This window comes from Shewanella sp. MEBiC00475 (assembly GCF_005234075.1).
Taxonomy (GTDB): Bacteria; Pseudomonadota; Gammaproteobacteria; order Enterobacterales; family Shewanellaceae; genus Shewanella; species Shewanella polaris.
The window spans coordinates 3,557,342-3,581,343 of sequence record NZ_CP039928.1 but is presented as its reverse complement, the minus strand read 5'-3'; the positions used below and the strand labels follow the sequence as shown (position 1 = coordinate 3,581,343).

Genomic DNA, 24,002 nt, shown 5'->3' with positions numbered 1-24,002 from the left:
CTATGATCGCGATTGTAATATTGCTCGTTATATCGATGACAGCCGTGGGATGGATTACCAGTAGTCAATGGCGCCTGAACCGCCAACGTAACATTGTCACCAACCAACCATTCCCCACACTATGGCGCAATATATTAAAAAAACGCTTTCCCTACTTCAAAGCCATGCCGACGGATTTGCAGCTTCAACTGAAAAAGCATATTCAAGTATTTATTAATGAGAAACAATTTGTCGGTTGTGACGGATTCGAAATTAATGACGAAGTCAAAGTCACCATCGCGGCCCAAGCCTGTTTATTATTACTCAACCGTAAAACCGATTATTACCCTAAGTTGAAGCAAATTTTAGTCTACCCAGCTGCATTTATTGTTAAACAAAACCGAACTGATCTCGCGGGAGTTCAGTCATCTCAACGTAATGTCCTATTAGGTGAGTCCTGGGAATACGGTAAAGTGGTATTGTCATGGAACAGCACAGTAGAAGGTGCTGCAGATCCATTTGATGGCAGTAATGTTGTCATACATGAATTCGCTCACCAACTTGATCAAGAAGACGGTACGGCAAATGGTGCCCCACCTTTACGAGATATCACTTCGTATCGTTCATGGTCTACCACCTTGGGGCAAGAATTTAAGCAATTACAGTATTGCGCTCAGCAGCATATCCCGTCATTATTCAACTATTATGGTGCGACCAACCCTGCTGAGTTTTTTGCGGTGATCAGTGAAACATTTTTTGAACGCCCAGTGGACTTTTACCAACAGCATCAACAATTATATAAAGAATTGAGCCAATTTTATCAGCTAGACCCCATAAATTGGCATTAAAATACTAAGTAAAGCAATCAAATTAAAACAATCGAACATTATGTTAAAAAGGATACTATGCAATCAATTATTCACCGACTCGGGTTTATTGCCGTGTTAATGACGACTGTGGCAGCCTTTGACTTGCACGCAATCGAAGCAGCAGAATCAACGACTGAGCAAAACCAAGCCGAGCAAAATAACAAACAAGTGAGTCAACAAGTCAGCTCCGAAAGTGAAGCAGTGATTAAAGACATCAGTCAGGAAAGTGAGTTAATAGACAACCAAGGCTTATCTGAAGCTGACAGCCAAGCCGTCAATGCATTATTAAACCAATTACACGAAAGCGCTGCCGCCGCTGACTGGATCACTTATTTTAGCCTTTACCACCCTCAAGCGGTATTTATTGGCACAGATCAATCAGAACGTTGGAATATGGTTGAGTTTGAGGGCTACGCTAAACCCACCAAAGGCTGGCATTACGATGTGAAATCACGTCACTTGTTACAAATTGACGATACAATCGTGTTTGACGAACAACTTTATAGCCCTTCTTATGGTGTTAGCCGAGGAACGGGGGCTTTAGTGCATACCGTTGATGGTTGGAAAATTGCTCAGTATCATTTAAGCTTTCCAATTCCTAACGATAAAGCGAAACGAATTACCAGTTTAATTATGCAGTAGACAAAGTATTATGGCGGTCTCTGGTCATTAGCATGACCACCCTAATACGAATAATTAATGCGGTATATTGCCGCATTGTAATCATTAACATCTTTATGTCATCGATGTCCCAAAACAAACATTTGCTAATTCACTAAAGTGAGTAAAACTATCAAAATCTTCTTGAGCAAATGGTCGAATAGAGCCATCTCTATCGGCGTAAAAGACACCTAACACTTTAGTACCAACAGCTAATGGAGCCAGTAAAAAACCATTGCTAGAAAAACGTTCAACCAATACATCATTAATCTGTACCTTACATTCTGATTCAGTCGGGGCATTAACCCAAATACTTTTTTTCTGTTGAACACATTGAGTGAAAACTGATTGTGGTTTATCAAGTTCAATCACAAAAGCTTGTTTTAACAAATCGATATTGTCACCAAGCATCACTCTAGGCCGTAATAATTTACGACTAGGAGATAATAGCAATACACCGCACCTATCCACTCCGACACCGGTTAATATCCCTTCCAAAGTGGTATGTATTATTTGATTAAAATCAGTTTTTACCACTGCATAATGAGTAAGCTGTCTGAGTTTTGTGAGTTGATAACCTTGGTTAGATTGCCTTATCAACAGAGGTTTAACTGGCGCATCAGCATGTTCTAATACGTCTGCAGTATGTGGTAAATAAGACACAATAGCTTTAGCACCATATTCAATGGCTAACTTATGGGTAATGTTACTGCAATCGATAAACTTTTCTGTAAATTCAGCCACACTGATGTCTAACATGTTAGCTGCTTGGGAAAGATATTTGTGCAATTCTTCAGTATTAATGACAGGTTGGGATACAACATCCGATAATTTATCTGCGAGGAATATACAACGGATTTCAGGCATACGTTCATTTGGCTGTGCTAATGATTTAATCAGTACTTCACCTAACCCCCAACTTCTGGCAACACTTTGGGTTAGTTGGGTAAAAGACGTGCCGAGTTCAGCCCGTATCAATGAGTTTTGTTCAACTTGATCGTCAGTGGCTAATAATTTTTTATCAAGCAGTTCAGTTATTTCACCACCCATGCTCCAAAATGCACTCTCTCCGATGCGATACAATAATGAAGCAATAAAAACCTCTTCACGCAATGACTCATCACGGTCATTCATCATCATCCTAGCAAGCATCGCCGCTTGAAATGATTGTGCCATGAGTTTTAATAAACGCTTATAAACACTTTCAGTAAGATGATGGCTTTCAAGTAAATTAGTCAATAGTTTAGCGGTAATACATATATTGCGGATAGTATCAAAGCCTAACACTACTGCAGCACGGCTTACTGTCGATACTGGATTAATACCTTTATTATAAATAGCGCTATTTGCAACACGTAAAATACGTGATGTGAGTGCGTTATCATGCATCACACTTCGTCCGAGCAAGGCTAATGAAGATACATCATCTTTTGCGAGTTTCTCTAAGTCTCTTACTGTTGAGCATAATGCAGGCATTTCTTCATCACTGATCCGTTTGGTCCAGTAATCCGCCCCTTTCTGCTGAGTGATGGGTTTCAAAAAACAATTAACCTAAATGTAACAAATGTTGGTTTTAGTATACTTAATTTCACCAAAGAGTGATGTGTTGAATGTCTTTTGTTGTTCACAGATCTTAAAAAAACACCATACTTAAGCAAGAGGATATTTTTGTCCAAGAAAAATGCATAAAAAAAAACGGCTCACAAGAGCCGCAATCACAAATTTGTGGTTGAAAAAACTTACAGGCAGGAAGAACCCAAATAATCAAGATCAACTACTAAGCATTGCTTATAATCAATTATACTTGGGTAAAAAACCCGCACGACCTGTAGGTGAGCCGTACGGGTGACAACAGTCACAAAGTGACCGAACTTTTTAAAACGGTTGAGCTAACGACTAAAACTGTTCTTCTTCAGTAGAACCCGTTAGTGCTGTTACTGACGATTTACCACCTTGAATACACGTTGTTACTTGATCGAAGTAACCAGTACCCACTTCTTGCTGATGCGACACGAAAGTATAACCTTTCTTAGCTGCAGCAAATTCAAGTTCTTGTACTTTCTCAACATAGTGCTTCATACCTTCGCCACGAGCATAGTCATAGGCTAGATCAAACATGTTGTACCACATGTTATGAATGCCCGCTAACGTAATGAACTGGTACTTATAGCCCATGTTAGATAGCTCTTGTTGGAACTTAGCAATCGTAGCGTCATCCAAATTCTTCTTCCAGTTAAACGAAGGAGAACAGTTATACGCTAACAGTTGGTCTGGGTACTGTGCATGAATTGCATCAGCAAATACCTTTGCTTCTTCAAGACAAGGTTTAGCCGTTTCACACCAAATCAAATCTGCATAAGGGGCATAAGCAAGGCCACGTGAAATAGCTTGGTCAATACCTGCGTTAACACGGTAGAAACCTTCGTTAGTACGTTCGCCAGTAACAAACTCACGGTCATATTCATCACAATCTGAAGTCATCAAATCTGCAGCATTAGCATCGGTACGCGCAATAACCAAGGTATCAACACCGCTTACATCTGCCGCTAAACGTGCAGCGACTAACTTTTGTACTGCTTCTTGAGTTGGTACTAGAACTTTACCGCCCATGTGACCACACTTCTTAACAGACGCTAATTGGTCTTCAAAGTGAACGCCAGCAGCACCAGCATCAATCATCGACTTCATCAGTTCGAATGCATTCAGTACGCCACCAAAACCAGCTTCAGCATCAGCAACAATAGGTAAGAAGTAGTCAGTATAATTGTCATCACCAGGATTAACTTCTTTACCCCATTGGATCTGGTCAGCTCGGCGGAAAGAGTTATTAATACGGCTCACGACGGCTGGTACAGAGTTAGCAGGATAAAGAGATTGGTCAGGATACATTGTGCCTGCTAGGTTAGCGTCTGCAGCAACCTGCCAGCCTGATAAGTAAATAGCTTCAATACCCGCTTTTGCTTGCTGTACGGCTTGACCACCAGTCAATGCGCCAAGTGAGTTAACGTAGCCTTTTTTAGCTCCGCCATTAACCAATTTCCACAATCTTGCAGCCCCAAGCTTCGCAATTGTGTTTTCAGGTACAACAGAACCACGTAATGCCACGACTTCTTCAGCAGTAAATGGACGTTTAACACCTTTCCAACGTGGATTTTCAGCCCAATCTTTCTTAATTGCATCAACCTGTTGCTGACGAGTTAGTTGTGTAGTCATAGTATTACTCCTTCCAGATTAATAAGTTGGCAAAGTAAAAGTGATTAACCTTACCAAATATATTTTTCTATAATAAATATATAGTTAACTTGCTATTTAGCGGTCAACAATTCATAACCTGGTAATGTTAAGAAATCGACTAACTCATCTGAGGTAGTAATTTGTTCAAATAACGCTGCCGCTTTAGTGAATTGGCCAGCTTCAAAACGCTCAGTACCGAGCTCTTTTTTTACGTTGGCCGTTTCTTCTTTTAACATCTGTTTAAATAATTCTTTAGTGACAAGTTTGCCATTTGATAAGCTCTTGCCATGTTTGATCCACTGCCAAATAGAAGTGCGAGATATTTCTGCCGTAGCAGCATCTTCCATCAATCCGTAAATCGGTACGCAACCATTACCTTGGATCCACGCTTCGATGTATTGCAAAGCAATACGGATATTCAAACGCATGCCTTCTTCAGTTCGCTCACCATCACAAGGCTCAAGTAACTCACTGGCTAAAATAGGTGCATCAACATCACGAGTAATATGCAATTGATTTGTTCTGCCGCCGCCAATGTAATCATTAAAGATTTTCATTGCAGTATCAGCTAAACCAGGATGAGCAACCCAAGTACCATCGTGGCCATTGCGAGCTTCCAACTCTTTATCGCCACGCACCTTTTGCAATACTAGTTCGTTAGTGGCTTCATCTTTAGCAGGAATAAACGCTGCCATGCCACCCATGGCTAATGCACCACGTTTATGACACGTTTTAATCAATAATCGAGAATAGGCACTTAAAAACTTGGTATCCATGGTCACTGCCTGACGGTCAGGTAACACACGATCTGGATAGTTTTTTAAGGTTTTGATGTAACTGAAAATATAATCCCAACGGCCACAGTTCAATGCGACAATATTTGAACGAAGCTCATATAAGATTTCTTCCATTTCAAATACTGCAGGCAAGGTTTCAATTAAACAGGTACATTTAATTGTGCCGGGCTCCAAACAAAAACGCTCTTCAGCAAAAGCAAACACTTTTGCCCACCAACGCGCTTCAAGATGGCTTTCTAACTTAGGAATATAAAAATAAGGTCCTGAATTTTTAGCTAACAATTGACGATAGTTATGATAAAAATACATCGCGAAATCAACTAAACCACCAGGGATAGGTTTACCTTTGTATTCAATGTGCTTCTCGATGAGATGCAAACCACGTACACGAGCAATTAATACTGCATGATCAGGGTTAAGTGAATAATGCTTCCCTGTTTCTGGCGCTGTAAAATCAATATCACCGCGCACTGCATCACGAAGGTTAATTTGTCCTTCGACAATTTTCTGCCAACTCGGTGCCAAAGAATCTTCAAAATCAGCCATAAAGACTTTTACGTTGGCATTTAACGCATTGATAATCATTTTGCGATCAACTGGACCGGTAATTTCAACACGTCTGTCAGTTAAATCCGCAGGTATACCGCGAATGGTCCAATTACCATCTCGTATAGCGCGGGTTTCCGGTAAAAAATCAGGTAATTCGCCATTATCAATACGAGCTTGTTTTTGCTTACGCTGCTTTAACAGCTTAGGCACTTCATCTGCAAACTTGGCACATAAAGAATCAAGGAAAGCCACTGCGCCATCATTAAACACTTCATCTTGCCCATTAACAGCGGGGCCGATAAAGGTAAGATCGGTTTTAACCGAATCATCAGCATTTGCTGTGGACTTACTGTATTGAGCTACCAATTGTTCTGCCGTCATAATAATGGCTCCCTTAATGCTGTCTGTTTTGATGCTAATTGTCTTGCTTCATTAATGAATTTTGTTATCAATTACTATTCGTCTCACTCTCATTTATCCGTAAAGCTTAATGTCTCTGTTTAAACAATAAATGCGTTTAATGCGTTTAATGAGTTCAAATAATCAGTTAACGATTGATACTCAAGTGAAGTTAACGGTTATCACCTAAAACTTTCAAATGTCTATTTCGTACTAAAAACTAACCAAAAACGTTTGTAATTGCAACAGTTATCAGTTTACCAAATGACTCAAACACCATTGATGACGATCACAGAAATTGGTCAGGCCAAGATAAGGATAAAACCATAAGTAACTGTAAAACAACAATAAAAAATACAACACCTTATTATAAAAAAACTATAACTTAAATTCATCTTACCAATTTACCAACACATTAAAATGGTAAAAACAGTTGTAATAAAAAAACATATTGTAAATATAAGTTTACTAAACTTTGGTCTATATTATTGAATTAAACAATTTAATAACGTTTTGAGTTAACCTGCACGTAATCAATAAAACATCATAATAAACAGTAGATTAAGCAATCCCACCACATAGCAATATTCAAACAACCGTTTAATTATTACGTTTACGTAAACGTTAGAAACATCGAGTGTTTTAATGATTAAAATACGAGTTACGTAGGCCGATCAACAAGGTCATGTAAATTGGTTTATTTGAAAAAATAATTAAATTATTTTTCAAATAAACCAATAAATGTCATAAAGACCGACAATAAATGCGCCAAGAAGGTTTTTAGCATTAGCAACCCAGAGGCTAGGACGAGTGAGTCGTGCAGGAATGTTAAGCGGTTAGTTATGATAATTGAGATAAGGGTAATGAAGGACAACGCTAAGCCGACAGAGCAAGGGTTAACGAACTAAATACTCGCACAGATAAAGACGGTGTTAGCAATTTTATTATTAAGTGTGCGCTTGCAACCTAGCATTGGCTTTATCATAGAAGCGACCTGCAATGTTACGGAAAAAATGTGGATGAATAACTTTAAAGCTCTAGCCTAAACAGAGCATTTGATAAAATCATGCTTATTAGCCTTTATATATAATAAAAAGCCTAAACACGCGAATGCTTAGGCTTGTTATGTCAGTTAAACATTAACTCAACACAGACAATGAAGGGAATTATTGTAACTCATCGGTATAACAAGCAACGCAGTTACGCCCTATAGCCTTAGCATGATATAAGGCCATATCGGCACGATGAATTAAAGGATCAAGGCTTAAATCCTCTTTATGGACACTACTGACACCAATACTGACGGTAACGGTAAAGTCATGCCCAGAAAAACGAGTATTAATGTTGGCGATAGCATGACAAATATGTTCAGCAAATTCAGCGGCAAAATGCTCTGTTTGCTTTGGCATGAAAATGGCGAACTCCTCCCCACCCATTCGAGTGAATATGTCCGTCGACTTCAACATGTCATTTATTATATTAGTCACATTCTTTAATACCCAATCACCCGTTGCATGACCATATTGATCATTAATGTGTTTAAAAAAATCCAAATCTAGCAATAAAACCGAAAATGGTTCATCGAGGGTTTGGGTTTGAATAAACTCATTCTCTGCAATTTCTTGTCCCGCACGGCGATTGAAAATACCTGTTAAACCATCACGTTGTGCCTGCTTCATAAATTGATTACGTTGTAACCAAGCTGCTATCAGTAATAATAATAAGCCAACAGACAACCCCACAAGTAAAGTAGAGAACATAACAGATGAACTTTTCTCTTTCATAAATAAATCTTTTTGCTTCATCAGCAGTTCATGATCTTGAATTAAATTAGTATTTTCACGAGTTTTTTCAACACTATCGAAACGAACCATTTGATAAGCATTTTCTTTTACTTTCTGCTCATCAAGTAATTGCTTACCAAGTGCAGAAGCAACGACTTGAAACTGATATGCTTTATCAAACTGACCTCGCTTACCTGCAATTAAAGAAAGTACTTCATTAACACGCTTTTTTACTTGCATATTACTGGGTTTATTAGGCAAAGCGTTAACCAACTGCGCAAACATTTCAGCTTGTTGAAAATCGTCTAAATGAAAATAAATAACGCTTAAATAAGAGTGTATTTCATTAATTTCGACTTCAAATTTAAACTTTTGATAGCGCTCTAACGCCACAAGATAAAAATGCTCCGCGTCAGCATACTTTCCCTTATCGAACAGAACATTACCTTGTCCCTTGATTGACATAATCTCAATCAATGGAAAATCATGATCTTTACAATAAAGCTGAGTGTCTTTAAATAATGTATCGGCTTGATCGAAGTGGGTTAGCTTTAAATGGGCAACTGAGTGGTATAGCATCGAAAAACATTGGTTACGAGGGTCTGCACCTTGATTTAAACTTAATGCCAATTGAGCGATCCGTAACATCTCCTCGTAAGATTCAAGTTCTAAATACACATTCAGTAAACGATTATAAGATTTTACTCTTATACTTTGATCTTGATAGTTATCTATACGGGAAAGGTTTTCCTCTAAAAGAGAAAAGGCTTCTTGATAGTTACCAAGTCCTATATTAGCGGTAATTTTAAATAAATAAATATTGGTCAGTTGCTCACCGACAGGATTGAAGCTCAACGCTTTGTCCAAGCTTTTATCTGCTTCAACAAAGTCACCTAAATAAATATACTTTGTACTTAATAATCCATACAGACGACTGTGTTGCTGCGGAGTTAATAATGATTCAGATAAGAATGCCGTATTAATTTTTTCAACAGCATGACTAAAATCAACCTGCAAATACTTTTCTATGGCATCTAACTCTTTATCATAATCAATGATATCAGCAATCACCGCACGGCTTAAAAACAATGTGGTAATGACAAATAGGTAGCATAATTTTAAGAACAAAATATTTACTCTGTAGGGTTTATTACAATCATATACATAGCCATTTCTTTATCACCTGACAACTTGCTAATTTGTGCTTTATCTCCAGACATCACGGCTTCAACTTCTTTTTTTGTTAATCCATTCGCTTTCATAATGCCACGAGGATCAAGTTTATATGCTTCCAATAAAACAGCGTCAGTGCCAAGCTTGGTAAAAAATGTATTCATATTTGACATATGGTGACCTTTTTATTTTTCAAATTATATTGCTAATGGATAAGCAAAATTTACATCTATTTTTTAGCCATCTTTAACGTTACTGGATAATAGAGCCTGCCAAAGTAGCCTCTCAGTTAAACCATCTTAAAATAGCATGATTATATATCACAAGTCATTGTTACATAAAATATTTACATTTTTTTGACGATATTAAATTAACATCATATCATCCTCACACAATCACCACCCCCCTCATCAGCAGCTTGTTTAATAAAATTACTTAGCCAATATCTAAAGCTGTTATGCCTAATTTGGCCAATACTTCTTCATTAAGAGTCATCTTACTCGCTGGAGGGATTAATAATGTGCTAATCATCGTTAATTTAGCATCTGGTAACGTGGACAGCGTCATACGTTCTATAACAGGTAATTGAAATGGTAAATTTGCCGCTTCATATAAAATAATTTCATGACTTAGCGGATACCACTGATTTAAGTGTTCAACCAAAATCTGCAATTTTTCTGTAGTGGTACTAAATTGAGTCAAGGTATGTTCACCCGCAAGAGCTATCTGCCATAGTAAAAGATGCGTAGTCGGATCTGGCACATGGTTATAAAGCATGAACTGCGTAGCCTCAAAGCTTTGGTGACCACTATTTCCAGGATCAATGCCTAAATCAGCCCACAAACAAGCTTCCGCAGAAATCCCCGGTAACATGCTAGCGTCAAAACCTTCACTGCGGGCTTGTTTAATGGATAAATGCCCTACACAAGCAAATACGCCAGGATGACCATATAAAGCGCATACGACTAACTTGCCTAGGCGAACTTCATCTAAGATGGCACCCACCATTTCGGCATAAGTATCACGACGATTTTTTACTTCATTTTTTTGAGCATAATAAGGTTGAAGTGAGCGGACATCTGCATTGAGAGACTTAAGCCAGTGTTCACAAAATCCATCAGGAACAAGTGAAAACACCACATCAGCATGCTCTATATAACTCAAACTCAATGCACCGATTTGTCCGGCAAGTTGTAATCCAGTGCCAACACAAACAAGATTGCCTTTCTTTGGGCTAGTTAATATTGTGTTCTGTGATTGCTCAATCGTCATCGTGGTTTCTTATGTTGTAATGATTACTGTTTAAAATAAAGCATATGTTCAAACAATCAACAGCTTACGCCATTTAGCACTTGATATTTATAAGTTTTAGTTCAAGCGTTTAAATCAAACAATTGAATATTCGCACAGTTAAACAACATCATACCAACATTATTTATACAAGGTTGAATAAAGTTCAAAGTTTACGATAAATATATTTGTCACACTAAAATGGAACTTAGCACGTTAAATTGACTCAAAATCACAACATCTGCTCATAGCCCCTTGTCAGAATGGGGACAGCTTGGGTATGATGACCGACAGAATTTAGGAACTAGCGCAGACAATGATAAACAAAAAACAACGTCTTACCCTTGTAAGCGCAGTAGCGCTTACATTATCTCTTAGCGGATGCAGTGTTTTTGATTGGTTGATTTACAAGCCAGATGTGCCGCAAGGCAATTACATGGAAACACAGCAAGTCGACAAACTTCGTATAGACATGACCAAAGAACAAGCTGAATATATTTTAGGCCGCCCAGTATTGCGCGACAGCTTCTCAGATGACACTTGGTACTATGTATACCATTTCAAAAGTGGTCGAGATGCCAGTATTACGCATAAAGAATTGATCATTCACTTTGATGGCGACAAAATTTCGAGTGTTGTCGGAGATTATGATCTCAGTCCTGAATTCAATACTCCACTTGAAGAAAGTTCATTACCATCGGTGAACGAGCCTGAAGTTAAACCGCTTTTACCCGAAATTCGCCCCGACAGTAAACCTTTGGTTGAAGAGTTACGCCCAGAGTTAAACATTCAAGCTGAACAAAATAATGAATCAACATAAATTACACAATAACATGTGATTTATGTGAATAAAAAAGCAGGACCTCTTACGAGGATCCTGCTTTTTTGTTATATAACCACCAAAAACCTAACCTATCGTCTTACGAATTAAGGTTAATTAACTTTAGCGCCAGTAATTTTATTAATACGGCCTTCATCTTTGGCTTTTTCAGCACGCTTACGACGCACATCTTTAGGATCGGCAATTAACGGACGATAAATTTCTACACGCTGCCCAGGTACAAGAACCTCATCATGTTTAACCTGACGGCTAAATACCCCTAGCTTAACCTCTTCAAGATTAATCTCAGGAAAAAACTTAACCATATCACTTTGTTTAACCGCTTCAATAAATGTGGTTCCCGGCGACACCATCACCGAAATAATCTTTTGCTGTTTAGGCAATGCGTAAATGACATCTACCGAGAATTTTTCTGTTTCATTCGTCACGATAAATCACCTTTGCTCTGTCAGTAAATGCCATCACCATCGACGACATTAACTCTCTAAATACTTTACCAAACGCCATATCAACGAGCACGTTTGAAAATTCAAAATCTAAATCAAATTCAACTTTACAAGCATCTTCGGTCAGTTCAGTAAACTTCCATAAGCCGTGCATATACTTAAACGGGCCATTTTCTAGTTCAAGGGTAATCGATTTAGCTTCAATCACTTGGTTACGTGTAGTAAACGTTTTACTGATCCCCGCTTTACTAACATCAACCGAGGCCAACATGGTTTCACCATCAAATTCAAGTACCTTCCCGCCGACACAACCCGGTAAAAAAGCATGATATGACTCAACATCATTGACTAAATCATACATCTGTAAGGCACTAAATCTAACCAGTACATTCTTGGAAATTTTGGGCATCTGACATCACTATCCTTAATACAATAGTTCGATTTTATCACGTTAAATAAAAAAGGCATCTTAGAGAGTGGTTAAATCTCGTTGGAAATAACACAATCACCAAGAAACTGGGTATAATCGTTGTAATATCATAAATCTCCCCCATATCTCTTATATATTAGAGTTTATCAAATGGGCTCACTGCGGGTTGTCCAGCACCATCCTTCGGTCAACAACGACAATCAGAACGGTAATAAAATGGTAAAAAAGAAATCAACAAAAAATTCCTCAGCGAGCATTGCACGCAATAAACGTGCAACTTTTGAATTCCGCATCGAAGAAAAAGTCGAAGCAGGATTACAACTTATGGGTTGGGAAGTTAAGTCCATCCGCATGGGAAAAGTCAACTTATCTGACTGTTACGTCTATATTAAAGAAGGCGAAGCCTTTATGCATGGTTGTACTATTCAACCGCTTAATACTGCTTCTACCCATGTAATATGTGACCCAGTCAGAACTAAAAAATTGCTGTTAAAGCGCAAAGAAATTGACAAACTTGCCGGCCTAATTGAACGCCAAGGCTATACCTTAGTGCCATTATCAATGTACTGGCGTAAAGGTGCTTGGGTAAAAGTTGAAATTGGTTTAGGTAAAGGTAAAAAAGATCACGACAAACGTGAAGACACCAAAGAACGCGAATGGAAAATTGAAAAAGCTCGCGTAATGAAAAAAGACAAAGAAAGTGCTTAATCTCGTTAATAGACCGTTGAAGCCAATAGTGCCTATAAGTCTTTAGCCAACAAAGGTCTATAACGAACAGATAGTGAACAAACGATTATAATTTGTTAATGTCCGCTAGGTATTCACCTAACAACACGTTATAATTGCGTCAATTGGGGGCGATTCTGGATTCGACAGGATTCACGAAACCCAAGGAGCATGTCGAGGGGCGGTTGGCCTCGTAAAAAGCCGCACCGTTATAGTTGCAAACGACTCTAACTACTCTCTAGCAGCTTAGGCTAGCTAGCCATCAACCACACGTTTCGCACGTGGACAGTGGATTCTGATGGTCATATTACAGTGTGCTAGCGAGGGAACTCCGTCCGGGGGTGAACCGCGAAATAGTACCGGACTCACCAAGTAGCATCCTGTCTTTCGGAGACTGCTTGGTTAAATAAAAGAGAGACTAAACATGTAGTGCCGAGGATGTAGGCTTTCTGGACGCGGGTTCAAGTCCCGCCGCCTCCACCAATTTATAGAAGGGCTTAGCAGCAATGCTAAGCCCTTTTTGTTTGTCTGCTCGCCCAGAATTCTGCTTTGGTTATTATAGTAATGACTGTTACGTAACCAGCATTATTTACTCTGCACCAAAACGTCATTGGTACTTATTGCTTGCAGCAGATTTAAAGCAACTGGGCAAGCATGCGTTCGGGCATTGCTAAAAATATACTTTTGGAACAACAATAACCCGTTCAGATGTGGCAGTAAGACTTGAACCGTTGGCCATAAAAAATCCCTGCTGGCATTGCTGCCTGCTGGGATTTTTTGTTAATCAGGCAAAAGCTAATTAATGGTCACTTACAACGACTAGCTCTATCGCTATTAGCTTTGTTTTTTAACAAACTTCGATTTCAGCATCATTTGGCCATTGCCATCAACTTTACAATCGATGTCGTGGTCACCGTCGACTAAGTGGTTGATTACTGCTTTAGTGCCGACTTTAAGCACGAGTGATGAACCTTTTACTTTAAGATCTTTGATTAAGGTGACTTTGTCGCCTTCTGCTAATAAATTGCCGTTAGCATCTTTTAAAATGATTGCGTCAGGATCAACCACTTCTTCATTTGGGTTCCATTCATTGGCGCATTCTGGGCAAATTAATAATGTGCCGTCTGAATAAGCATACGGAGACTCACATTTTGGGCATGGCGGGATTATATCACTCATATCTTTACTCTCTGTGTTCTTTGCAGTTGTCGAACAAGTTAATCGCGCTAATACGCAGTTCGACAGGCTTTATCGATTGGCGTTAAATAGAAAAGTCTCTACCCTGCCGAATATTGTAATGGCATTATAATGCTATTATCACAAATTGACTACCCTAGGGTGATAACCAACAGACCCACTTACCCGTTAACGTACCTGCTGTCATAGCCACGTGCGTAATCAATAGCATTCAATAGCATAACAATAGGCGAATTGAAACTTAGCTTTTTACTTGTGGATTGGGACGACTTTGATTGTCACCAAAACTCACATCATGCTTTTCAAGATATTCGCGAATAAGCTGACGGGTGACTTGTGATGGAGTGAGATCTTGAGCGGCACACAGTTGTTCAAATGCCTGCTTTTTTAGCGGGTCCATTAATACAGTAAAACGTGCAGTTTTATTTTCCACAGTGAGCTAGCCTTTCATTACGACATGATAATTTGATTATAATCCAGTGTGTGGCTAAAGACCATATTCTGTATTCTTTATTCGCAGAACGATTCACTCGAGCGATTAACTCAGTCCATTAACTAGAGCTATTCACTCAAACTAAGAAACAACTAGGCAGGTTAAACCTAATCATGCCTTAGCCCGAGTGTGTTTATCTGTTAAGCAATGCTCGCTAAACGTGGTAACAGCGCTTTAAAACTCGGTCTTGTTGATAAACTGTGATGCAAGCAATCTTGCACTAATTCACGCAACATTGCCGCTTGTGGTGTGTTGGGGTTATCGATGAGGTTTAGCATGTCATCGACCAAATAACCAAACGCCCTAACCTCAATCGCTTGCATTAATTGCAAATGCTGTGGGGGAAATTGCTTTAAATTTGATGCGGCGCCAAAGTCACCAAACAACACGTTACCTTGGGTATTTATCATGATGTTGTGGGCATAAATATCACCATGACTTATACCATTTTGATGCAAATGAACCAAAATATCAGCCATTTGACTAGCTATATGAGTAATGCGTGCCCAGGTAAATACGGTTTCGGGCTCAAAAGTGTCGCGACTACAGGTTTGCAACGACGGCGGTAAACCTAAATTGCCATAGCTTGGCGGAATAAGTTGCATCACTAAACCCAGTTGCTCTGGTTGATTAATTTGTGCAACCACATTAATCAAGTTTGGGTGCTCGCCAGCGGTTAAGCAACAATCGAGCTCATCTGCTGGATAACCATCGCTGGTCACCATGCCCTTAAACAACTTAATCGCTACATTAGCATCACTACTAAAGCTGGTTTTATTTGAACGTTCAACGCGATGAGTTGCTTGATAAATCAATCCCGACGCACCCTGCCCGAGTAATTGGCCTAAATTAAACTTAGTTAATGGCACTGTAGGTACCCGAGTATTATCGCAATGTTCAACATGACTAAATGCGTTACCCGCAAAAGCCAACCACGCTAAGTTAGGTAGCTCAAATAACCAATCGGGTAACTTGGTGAGCTGGTTAGCAGACAAACGGATTAGGGCTAATTGATGACAGCTTGCCATGCTATTAGGCAGTGCGGTTAATCGGTTACCCGCTAGCGCAAGTTTCTCGAGACGATAACATTGACCTAAACTGTCTGGTAGTTGCTCAATGTGGTTATCGGTTAATATTAACCAACGGGTTTGCTTTGGAATGGATGCTTCAGGTACTGTGCGAATTTGATTGGCTTTAAAACCTATCATTTCTAATTTTGGACATTGGCCTAATACAGCAGGAAGATGTTCAAATAGGTTATTCGATATGAACAAGATTTTAAGTTGATGCAAGTCAGCAAAGTTATCGGGTAATGATGACAATTGGTTATTGCTAAGATCGAGTACTTCTAAAGTATCAGCTAAATCAAACAACTTATCTGGAAACTCTGTCAGTTGTTCTGCGATAGTGATCCGTTGATAACCTTTTAACGAACCATTATTTAATTGCTGCAGTGTTTGCATCATGTTTCTCTTTGGCGAAAATTGTCGTCATAGTAATGGACTACACTCACTGAGACAAATGTCTTACAAACTTTAACCAAAAAAAACCACAGCTAAAGCTGTGGTCAAGACGGATGCTAAAAAACAAAAATAGGGGTTGATGATTTTAGCGCCACTCCCCGCGCCTAACATAAGCATGGGAAAGGGATTCCTACAAACTACGTATAGCCACTTCACTTGAAGTGGTTAACGCAAAACAACAAACAAAAAATAACAAACAGGCTTAAATCAGTTCTGCTAGCATGTTGTCGGTGTAGGTGACTAATTCACCGCCATCACGCACTTTTTCCACATAGTCTGGGTTAGCGATAAATGGGCGACCAATAGCTAACAAGTCAAATTTATTAGCTTCAATTGCAGCGCTACCCGTTTCTGCGGTATAGCTGCCAACGCCCACTAATGTACCAGTGTAAACACTGCGCATGTAAGCAGATGCACTGCCACCTAAATAATCAAACTGAGTTGAATCGTCAAAAATCCCTACATGTAGATATGCGAGATTACGTTTTGATAATTCTGGTAATAAATAATCAAATACTGCACGGTCACGCGGATCCGCGGCCATATTGAAATAAGCACCAGGAGATAAGCGAAGCCCTGTGCGGTCTGCGCCAATTCTGGTTGTAATAGCATCAACGACTTCTAAGGCAAAACGAGACATGTTTTCTGGAGTCTGGCCGTATTCATCATCACGACGATTACTGTCATGGTGTAAGAACTGGTCAATTAAATAACCATTTGCACCATGTATTTCAACACCGTCAAAACCGGCTTCAATCGCATTTGCAGCGGCTTGAGCATAATCTGCGACTAACTGCTTAATATCGTCTAACGTGGCAGGCTTTGGTGTTTGATAAACCAATTCACGCATTCTAGGCACAGTACCTTCAACCGCTTGTGCTGAAGCAGATAACACCTCGCCACCACCAAAAAAGTGTGGATGTGCAACTCGACCAGTATGCCAAAGCTGGGCAAATATTTTACCGCCATTTTTGTGCACTGCATCGGTGACAACATGCCAGCCATTAATTTGAGCTGGAGTAAATAAGCCTGGGGTGTTTGGATAACCTTGGCCGTCAGGGCGAATAATGGTCGCTTCGCTGATGATAAGACCCGCGTCTGCACGGCGAGCATAGTAATCTACCATTTTTTGCGTCGGCACAAGATCATCATCTGCCATACAACGCGTTAACGGTGCCATTAAAATCTTATTTGATAATGTTAAGGTGTCATTGAGTTTGTAAGGTGTAAATAAATTGGCCAGCATTTGACTAACTCCTATCTTGAATATACATTCAAGATTAATCTTAATTGAATATACATTCAAGTAAATTTTGAATGTATATTCAAATTTAGTTAGACTTGAGTGTTATGAGTTATCACGCTTTGTTGTTGACCAAAAGTGAGCAGATATGAGACACGCTGAATTTAATAGAGAAACAGTTTTACGTGCTGCCATGAGCACCTTTTTAGTCAATGGATACGCTAAAACCAGCATGCAAGATCTCACTAAAGCCACGGGGTTGCATCCAGGTTCAATTTACTGTGCCTTTGATAATAAAAAAGGCTTGTTTATTGCTGCGATTGAACAATATCAACAACATCGCAGTGACCAGTTTGAGCAATTATTTGCTAATGATCACTCTGCGATAGACAACTTAGGTGATTATCTAGCAGTAATAGTACAAGAGTGTTTAAGTTGTGATGCGACTCAGTCATGCTTACTGACCAAATCATTAAGTGAGATGGGTGAGCAAGATGAACAAATTAAACAAATAACCTGCCAAATGTTGCAGCTTTGGCATCAATCATTAGCATCAGTGTTTGAAACAGCAAAAGTACAACAGTTGATATCACAAGAAAGCGATAGTCAATTTTTAGCGCAATATTTGGTGATGGGAATATACGGTTTACGGACCGTGGCTCACACTGAACCTAACACGGAAGTATTACAGCCTTTGGCTGATAAGTTGTTGGTCGATTTATTATGCAATAATTCGTTGTAGCATAACACTCCGATTGTAAGCTACGCACATCTCAAACAGCACAAAAAAAGACACCTTATGGTGTCTTTTTTTTGTTAAACTTACATCATTGAATCATAATATTAAGTTACTACGCGCTGTGAATAAACACGTTCACCTAATGAATTCAATATCTTACACTCGCCTTCTAGTACTGCAATAATCGATTTACCTTGACGAAATGAATCAGGGATCATCACACGGCCAGTTTGGCTGATGTGTAAATCAGTCAGCACTGCATTGAACATTTCAAGGCCGACTGGTGCATCATAATACAACACGGTTACCGTCGAAATTGGTGGTTGACCTGCTTCGGCAGATTTAAATTTCATATTTGGACTCTCAGTTCGAGCTTAGTGGTTAAGTGTTTAAATGATATTGATCATATTATTCATCAACACATCTCAGGATAAATAGGTGAAACGATGGCCTATTTATATAGGTTTCACCAAATGAGAGATCCTTTCCCTTATTTTATGGTTTGTTTTAAACAAAGACATACTATCAAATAGTGTTATTGATTAAAAACAATTGATACATAAAGTTAACACAATTGAGGTGTAAATAAGAATAATGCAACCCTGACGTTATGAAATGAGCCCTCTAAGATTAGTAAGTTTTATGCTGTTATCAAGCCTATTTATATAAAATTTAGAGCCAGCACCTAAACAGCACAACTTATTCCTGCTAGAATCGATGACAATTTTTAGCCTTAAACATTTAATAAAACGAGATTAAGATGGGCAGAGCATATCAAAATAAAAAAGAGTCCATGGCGAAAACCGCTGGCCAGAAGACACGTATTTACTCACGTTACGGTAAAGAGATTTATATTTGTGCTAAAGGTGGCGTTGACCCAGATGGCAACCTAGCACTACGTAGCTTGATTGCCCGCGCGAAGAAAGATCAAGTTCCAGCACACGTTATTGAACGTGCCATTGAAAAAGCTCGTGGTGGTGGTGGTGAAGATTATGATACCGCCCGCTATGAAGGCTTTGGTCCTGGCGGAACCATGGTAATTGTTGACTGCTTAACAGACAACGGTAATCGGACATTTACTCAGGTTCGCCAAGCATTTGTTAAAAATGATGCAAAATTAGGTAGCCCAGGTACGGTAGGCCACATGTTCGAACATCAGGCAGTATTTGTGTTTGATGGCGAAGACGATGAAGCCATTCTTGAATTGCTTATGATGGCTGACGTCGACGTTGCCGATGTAGAACTAGAAGATGGCATCATCAGCGTATATGCGCCAGTATCTGAGTTTAACAATGCCCGTACTGTATTAACTGAAGCCTTTCCAGAAATTGACTTTAAGGTAGAGAATTTAGCTTTTGTGCCACAAACCATGACGGAAATTACTGGTGAAGATGTTGAAAGTTTTGAAAAGTTCTTAGCCGCTCTTGATGATTGTGATGACGTACAGAACGTTTACCACAATGCAGATATTAACAACGAAGAATAACGCAAACGAAGTCTGTTAAAGCGTTCTCAGCCTAAGTGCTAGAACGCTCGGCAGCAGAATCTTATAAAGCAATAAAACTCTATAATCAAACAAAGTACCGTTCTCCCCCCTTGTTTCATTGCTGTACCGCTCTTATCGGTAAAACATAGTCTTCCATAATACTTGATATCTGACGTAAAGCCTGTGATCACATTTAGCATTATTATTGTGTTCGTCATTCCGATCTCGTTGAGCACTTTTGAAAAGATCATTTGATATAATTTCAATTCATGGCAATCTGAATGGTAACGTCTATACATATTGTTATTGAATATCAAACATCTTTGAAGTCAATCGTAGCTTCACTTCTGCCACAAAGTGTTTAAAGGATTAACCATTGCTAACATTTATGAACAATGAAGCTGAAAATAACGCAGACCAACAGCAAACTCGCGTTATATCCCTGTTTTCACTCGTCGGAATGTCAATGACTTTTATGATGGGATTCATAAGCTTATTTAATAGTAATCATGAGTTAACCATTACGCTATTCTTCGCCAGTATGATTTATTGTTTCGCTTACATTAGTCTCAAAAAATACCACACACTTAAACTTAGCTCTTATATTACGATTTACTCATTGTATTTATTAATGTTCTATTTGGTGTTTACTGGCGGGGTCGAACAAACGGGGCCATTGTGGATTTTTATTGTGGCGCCAGTATCCGTTTATATACTGGGGTTAACATCTGGTCTAATTAACCTTGCGTTTTTCTTGACTGTTATTGCTATTATTATATTTTTACCTACTGATAGTATCCCGCATGTAACTTATTCAATGGAATTCAAACTACGGTTAATATTGTCATTCCTAACCACTACTTTCCTCTCCGCATTATATGAATATTTAAGAATGATATCCTTCAAAAGTGCATTGGAATTAGGCAAAAAATATCAACAATTAGCGTTATCTGACCCGTTAACGAAACTGGCTAACCGACGTAATGCGTTAACCATTTTGCAGCAAGAAAAATCAAGAACATCAAGAAACGACGATCCCTTGTCTATTTTGCTCTGCGATCTTGATCATTTTAAAATGGTCAACGATAAATATGGTCATAATTGCGGCGATATGGTGCTTACTGAGCTAGCACAAGTATTTACAAAAAGTGTAAGACAGCAAGATTGTGTTGCGCGCTGGGGAGGTGAAGAGTTCTTGTTTATTCTCCCGCAAACTTCAGCTGAACAAGCTTTTGTCATTGCAGAAAAAATTCGCATTAACGTACAACGTCATAGCGTGTATTGTCATGAACAAGACATCAGCCTGACCATCAGTATCGGAATTTCACAGTTAACCGATAATCAAACTATTGATGAGATGATTAATAATGCCGATCGGTATCTGTATCAAGCTAAAAAGAATGGTAGAAACCAAGTATATCCTCAGTAAGCAGGTTCTATCGGCCTATGAGTTAAATTATTTGATAAACTTATCACTACCGCATTAATGCTGTCATTTACTCGATGACCTCGACTTATCATTAACTGTCATCAAAAAACAATAGGGTCTGTCATCGAACTAGATTGTATTTATAAGGCTGTGACATTGCACTATGTTGAGACCAAGAAAGGTTTATGAAGCAAACGGTTAAGGTATTCATGTTTATCAGTATTGGATATTTTCTTAGCATAATATCAATCTAAGTAAAACATTCACTAGCTTCTAGCTCCTAGGTTTTATTTTCATCAGCCTTACATTCGTTCTTGCTGACGTTGACATGATTATCGCTTTCGATAAAATTAAAACAAAAAACGCAGCGTAGGCTGCGTTTTGGGGACTCATTGAAAAAACGAGTATGGTTAACTTAAGTCCATTTCTTGAACTTTTTCGTAAGCAATTTCAGGCGCAGTAACATCTGGTTTATCATGCAAATCTGCTTTTAATTGGCCTTTACGTTGCTTTAGCGCCGCATCTAATTTTTTAGCTGCGCTGGTAATAGCAGGATACATGACTAAGTCAGTTCCTTTAGCCGCAATGCGAGTTCCTTCATAGTTAGTTCTAATTTCTACATCAAATTCACCATGCTCTTTGGCAATGATGACATCTAGCGAAATAAGTGTTGGAAAATGGCTAGCTATTTTAGCGAATTTTTCATCTACGTGTTGTTTGACAGTATCAGTAACATCAACATGGTGACCAGAAAGATTTATTTTCATAGATTGTCCTTAAAAGAATTTACTTGCCAAATTTGTCGCGTATTACAATTGCATGCTGACATAAATCGTGTTGTTGTACAAATGTAGGCAGACATATTTAGACATCGGACATGTGCTTTGTATCACAAGTACTCAAGCCTAAAATGTGTTTTATCTCTACCTGAACACTTTAATGGCTATATCAATATTAAACGTGCATGGGATATGTCAAATTAACCTAACCCCTACATTGATTAAACATCAGATTACTGATTAAGTATAGACACAATTCAGCTCTAAAGATTGCAATTTTTGTGTTGTTTACACAAGTGATGGTAAACCATTCAATTTACCGCTAAAAGCAGTTAATTTATAAGCAACTATACATTTATTATCTTTTCAGACTTTGGTAAATGAAGTCGAATTAATCATTAACAGGAACATTCATGGCGACTAAGCAGCTCCAAATTGACATAATTTCAGACGTAATGTGCCCTTGGTGTATTATCGGTTACCGCCGACTTGAGCAAGCATTAAGTCAATTCAATGATTTAGACGTTAACATTCAGTGGCATCCTTTTGAACTTAATCCAAAAATGGGGCCTGAAGGGCAACACCTAGGTGAACATATTGCCGAAAAATACGGTTCTACACCTGAGCAAAGTGCGCAAAATCGTCAACGATTAACTCAAATGGGTGCCGATTTAGGCTTTGAGTTTAACTTTTCTGACTCATCACGTATTTACAACACTCTTCAGGCCCATCAGCTACTCTATTGGGCGGCAGAGTCTGGTAAGCAAACTGAATTGAAACTGGCATTATTCAGCAGCTACTTTACTGAGCAGAAAAACCCAGATGATATTGAAGTCTTAATTGAAGCTGCAGCGCAAGTCGGTTTAGATACTAATGAAGCACGCGCAGTGCTCACTGACAAACGCTTTGAAGCTGCCGTAAAAGAGGAAGAGCAACTTTGGATCGGCCGTGGGATCCAAGCCGTGCCCGCCATAGTGTTTAATCAACAGTATTTAATCTCTGGCGCCCAAGAACCTGCCACTATTGCTGAATTAATTACCAAATTGACTACCGAAGAAGCTTAATCAGAATAAATAACACAACTAGCGTTCAGTGTTTGAGATTACTCGATAAGTGATAAAGGTGATTAATTTTTTTAAAACCTTTAATTAACTGATTTATATTGGTTTATTAAAATATAGACAAAGCTTGTATAAAGAAAAACCAGCGCAAGCTGGTTTTTCTTTTTAAACAGAAACATCATATCTTGACCTAGACGTCAACGCTTAGTGTTAATCACTCAGGCAGCAAGGTTAGCTGTAGTGATTTGAGGACATGTTTATGTACATTTATTCGACCGAGTTCATAGACAATAGGCGGTGCTTGGTGTTGAATATATAGATATTAATTACCATTAAAGAATACAATATAACGATGAATATTGTACGTTTTAAAAACGTTAAGTCGTTATAAACACCACTTTTATGTGGTTTTAGGAGTACAAAATGGGCTTTAAAGTAACAACCAATTGGCAATCTTCACCTAGTGAAGAAGGTGAATTTAATCGCGACCATGAGGTTAAGTTTGGCAGCGGACAAACCATCCAAACCTCATCTGCTCCTGAATACAAAGGCAATGCAGATAAAGTGAATCCTGAAGAATGTTTACTGGCGGCGCTATCGTCATGTCATATGCTGACCTTTTTAGCCATTGCTCATTTAAAACGGCTTCCTGTGGCGAGTTATATTGATAATGCCACTGCAGATTTAGGCCAAAATGCCGCTGGGAAAATTGCTGTAGTAAAAATGACGCTTGAACCTAAGGTGGTCTTTGCTGAAGGGGTTGAAGTAGATGACGATACATTGGCAAAAATTCATGAAAAGGCGCATGCAAACTGTTTTATTGCTAACTCATTAGCCTGTGAAGTTGACATTAAACATTAATATTTAGCGATACT

The 24,002-nt window shown here is 38.8% G+C and carries 23 protein-coding genes and 1 other RNA gene; 10 read left to right on the top strand and 14 right to left on the bottom strand.

The window, feature by feature from the left end; genetic code table 11:
• Nucleotides 1-2 precede the first annotated feature (2 nt).
• Nucleotides 3-827: a M90 family metallopeptidase gene (locus FCN25_RS15980; protein WP_137226410.1), complete on the top strand. Its 825-nt coding sequence runs from the start codon at nt 3-5 to the stop codon at nt 825-827.
• A 57-nt stretch (nt 828-884) separates the two neighbouring features.
• Nucleotides 885-1,490: a nuclear transport factor 2 family protein gene (locus FCN25_RS15975; protein WP_137226409.1), complete on the top strand. Its 606-nt coding sequence runs from the start codon at nt 885-887 to the stop codon at nt 1,488-1,490.
• 93 nt (nt 1,491-1,583) lie between these two features.
• Here the strand turns inward: FCN25_RS15975 and FCN25_RS15970 are convergent, their stop codons facing one another.
• The 6 genes from FCN25_RS15970 to FCN25_RS15945 all read right to left on the bottom strand — a co-directional run bounded on the left by FCN25_RS15970 (nt 1,584) and on the right by FCN25_RS15945 (nt 10,716).
• Nucleotides 1,584-2,984 carry an HDOD domain-containing protein gene (locus FCN25_RS15970; RefSeq protein WP_175405947.1) on the bottom strand — a complete coding sequence of 467 codons (1,401 nt, stop codon included), beginning with the start codon at nt 2,982-2,984 and terminating at the stop codon, nt 1,584-1,586.
• 420 nt (nt 2,985-3,404) lie between these two features.
• Nucleotides 3,405-4,721 carry an isocitrate lyase gene (gene aceA / locus FCN25_RS15965; RefSeq protein WP_137226408.1) on the bottom strand — a complete coding sequence of 439 codons (1,317 nt, stop codon included), beginning with the start codon at nt 4,719-4,721 and terminating at the stop codon, nt 3,405-3,407.
• Between the two features lie 92 nt (nt 4,722-4,813).
• Nucleotides 4,814-6,469, bottom strand: coding sequence for a malate synthase A (gene aceB / locus FCN25_RS15960; protein WP_137226407.1), 1,656 nt, complete (start codon nt 6,467-6,469; stop codon nt 4,814-4,816).
• A gap of 1,184 nt (nt 6,470-7,653) precedes the next feature.
• On the bottom strand, nt 7,654-9,399 hold the full coding sequence (locus FCN25_RS15955; protein WP_137226406.1) for a GGDEF domain-containing protein: 1,746 nt from the start codon (nt 9,397-9,399) through the stop codon (nt 7,654-7,656).
• A 5-nt stretch (nt 9,400-9,404) separates the two neighbouring features.
• Nucleotides 9,405-9,617, bottom strand: a complete 213-nt coding sequence (locus FCN25_RS15950) for a hypothetical protein (RefSeq protein ID WP_137226405.1) — start codon at nt 9,615-9,617, stop codon at nt 9,405-9,407.
• A 262-nt stretch (nt 9,618-9,879) separates the two neighbouring features.
• Nucleotides 9,880-10,716, bottom strand: a complete 837-nt coding sequence (locus FCN25_RS15945) for an SAM-dependent methyltransferase (protein ID WP_137226404.1) — start codon at nt 10,714-10,716, stop codon at nt 9,880-9,882.
• 334 nt (nt 10,717-11,050) lie between these two features.
• Here FCN25_RS15945 and FCN25_RS15940 point away from each other — a divergent pair, with 334 nt between their 5' ends.
• Nucleotides 11,051-11,554 carry an outer membrane protein assembly factor BamE gene (locus FCN25_RS15940; RefSeq protein ID WP_137226403.1) on the top strand — a complete coding sequence of 168 codons (504 nt, stop codon included), beginning with the start codon at nt 11,051-11,053 and terminating at the stop codon, nt 11,552-11,554.
• A gap of 113 nt (nt 11,555-11,667) precedes the next feature.
• On the opposite strand, the gene FCN25_RS15935 is transcribed toward FCN25_RS15940, so the two are convergent.
• Both FCN25_RS15935 and FCN25_RS15930 read right to left on the bottom strand, forming a co-directional pair.
• Nucleotides 11,668-12,003, bottom strand: a complete 336-nt coding sequence (locus FCN25_RS15935) for an RnfH family protein (RefSeq protein WP_137226402.1) — start codon at nt 12,001-12,003, stop codon at nt 11,668-11,670.
• A complete protein-coding gene (locus FCN25_RS15930; RefSeq protein WP_137226401.1) occupies nt 11,993-12,430 on the bottom strand; it encodes an SRPBCC family protein in 438 nt (145 codons plus the stop codon). Before FCN25_RS15930 ends, FCN25_RS15935 begins: the two co-directional genes overlap by 11 nt.
• Nucleotides 12,431-12,667: 237 nt before the next feature.
• On the opposite strand from FCN25_RS15930, the gene smpB reads away from it, so the two are divergent.
• Nucleotides 12,668-13,159, top strand: a complete 492-nt coding sequence (gene smpB, locus FCN25_RS15925; protein ID WP_137226400.1) for an SsrA-binding protein SmpB — start codon at nt 12,668-12,670, stop codon at nt 13,157-13,159.
• A 145-nt stretch (nt 13,160-13,304) separates the two neighbouring features.
• Nucleotides 13,305-13,660: a transfer-messenger RNA gene (gene ssrA, locus FCN25_RS15920) on the top strand.
• 351 nt (nt 13,661-14,011) lie between these two features.
• Here ssrA and FCN25_RS15915 read toward each other — a convergent pair.
• From FCN25_RS15915 to FCN25_RS15900, 4 genes are all read right to left on the bottom strand, one after another.
• Nucleotides 14,012-14,356, bottom strand: a complete 345-nt coding sequence (locus tag FCN25_RS15915) for a zinc ribbon domain-containing protein YjdM (RefSeq protein WP_137226399.1) — start codon at nt 14,354-14,356, stop codon at nt 14,012-14,014.
• 259 nt (nt 14,357-14,615) lie between these two features.
• Nucleotides 14,616-14,807, bottom strand: a complete 192-nt coding sequence (locus tag FCN25_RS15910) for a ribbon-helix-helix domain-containing protein (protein ID WP_011636565.1) — start codon at nt 14,805-14,807, stop codon at nt 14,616-14,618.
• Between the two features lie 200 nt (nt 14,808-15,007).
• Nucleotides 15,008-16,330 carry a leucine-rich repeat-containing protein kinase family protein gene (locus tag FCN25_RS15905; protein WP_254693786.1) on the bottom strand — a complete coding sequence of 441 codons (1,323 nt, stop codon included), beginning with the start codon at nt 16,328-16,330 and terminating at the stop codon, nt 15,008-15,010.
• Nucleotides 16,331-16,592: 262 nt separating this feature from the next.
• Nucleotides 16,593-17,636, bottom strand: coding sequence for an alkene reductase (locus FCN25_RS15900; protein ID WP_137226397.1), 1,044 nt, complete (start codon nt 17,634-17,636; stop codon nt 16,593-16,595).
• Between the two features lie 145 nt (nt 17,637-17,781).
• Between FCN25_RS15900 and FCN25_RS15895 the strand changes: the two genes are divergently transcribed.
• Entirely contained in the window at nt 17,782-18,375 is a 594-nt protein-coding gene (locus FCN25_RS15895) for a TetR/AcrR family transcriptional regulator (RefSeq protein ID WP_137226396.1), read from the top strand.
• A 101-nt stretch (nt 18,376-18,476) separates the two neighbouring features.
• Here the strand turns inward: FCN25_RS15895 and FCN25_RS15890 are convergent, their stop codons facing one another.
• Nucleotides 18,477-18,725 carry a TIGR02922 family protein gene (locus tag FCN25_RS15890; RefSeq protein WP_137226395.1) on the bottom strand — a complete coding sequence of 83 codons (249 nt, stop codon included), beginning with the start codon at nt 18,723-18,725 and terminating at the stop codon, nt 18,477-18,479.
• 407 nt (nt 18,726-19,132) lie between these two features.
• Between FCN25_RS15890 and FCN25_RS15885 the strand changes: the two genes are divergently transcribed.
• Both FCN25_RS15885 and FCN25_RS15880 read left to right on the top strand, forming a co-directional pair.
• Entirely contained in the window at nt 19,133-19,858 is a 726-nt protein-coding gene (locus FCN25_RS15885) for a YebC/PmpR family DNA-binding transcriptional regulator (protein ID WP_137226394.1), read from the top strand.
• A 376-nt stretch (nt 19,859-20,234) separates the two neighbouring features.
• Nucleotides 20,235-21,287, top strand: coding sequence for a GGDEF domain-containing protein (locus tag FCN25_RS15880; RefSeq protein ID WP_137226393.1), 1,053 nt, complete (start codon nt 20,235-20,237; stop codon nt 21,285-21,287).
• Nucleotides 21,288-21,697: 410 nt separating this feature from the next.
• Here the strand turns inward: FCN25_RS15880 and raiA are convergent, their stop codons facing one another.
• Nucleotides 21,698-22,054, bottom strand: coding sequence for a ribosome-associated translation inhibitor RaiA (gene raiA / locus FCN25_RS15875; RefSeq protein WP_137226392.1), 357 nt, complete (start codon nt 22,052-22,054; stop codon nt 21,698-21,700).
• Between the two features lie 425 nt (nt 22,055-22,479).
• Between raiA and FCN25_RS15870 the strand changes: the two genes are divergently transcribed.
• Entirely contained in the window at nt 22,480-23,130 is a 651-nt protein-coding gene (locus FCN25_RS15870; protein ID WP_137226391.1) for a DsbA family oxidoreductase, read from the top strand.
• Nucleotides 23,131-23,550: 420 nt separating this feature from the next.
• On the top strand, nt 23,551-23,988 hold the full coding sequence (locus FCN25_RS15865; RefSeq protein ID WP_137226390.1) for an OsmC family protein: 438 nt from the start codon (nt 23,551-23,553) through the stop codon (nt 23,986-23,988).
• The last annotated feature ends 14 nt before the right edge of the window (nt 23,989-24,002 follow it).